Annotated in this window: 1 protein-coding gene; it reads left to right on the forward strand. The window is 65.5% G+C overall.

The genetic code is table 11. The features are described 5' to 3' along the window. Positions 1 to 10: 10 nt before the first annotated feature. Positions 11 to 166, forward strand: a complete 156-nt coding sequence (locus AC6EMZ_RS23285) for an Lrp/AsnC ligand binding domain-containing protein (RefSeq protein ID WP_498405182.1) — start codon at positions 11 to 13, stop codon at positions 164 to 166. Positions 167 to 438: the final 272 nt, after the last annotated feature.

Genomic DNA, 438 nt, shown 5'->3' on the forward strand with positions numbered 1-438 from the left:
CGCCGATTACATGCTGCGCGTGGTGGTGCCCGACCTGCCGGCGTTGTCGGAATTCGTCATGCGCAAGCTGATGCGCGTGCCGGGTGTGGATAACGTGCGTTCCAATATCGTACTGACAGCCCTGAAGAGGGATGGCGCGTTGCCGCTATCCCACCTTGGTGGGTAAATTCGCGCCTTGCGCCAGGGTGCTCGGCGTGTCCCGCTGCCAGCCGACATGACTTTGCTGATATGAAACGCCTGTCTTGGGCGGGAGACCACGATGGTTGAAGGGCACACCACGCATCCGGCGCACGCGCCGGCGCATCTGTCAGGCGGCTACGGCATGCCGGCACGGGTTCGCGCGTGGTGGGTGGCTGCTGCCGTGGCAGGCGTGACCTACGGCGGCATGCTGACCATGGTGGCCGTAGATGTACCGCCCGGCACCCCGCTGGTCGGTCG

The organism is Enterobacter sp. SCRI0065, assembly GCF_059766475.1.

What these genes read in the sequence shown, in the direction of transcription:
- AC6EMZ_RS23285 (WP_498405182.1), top strand. Translation starts at nt 11, where the DNA reads ATGCTGCGCGTGGTGGTGCCCGACCTGCCGGCGTTGTCGGAATTCGTC.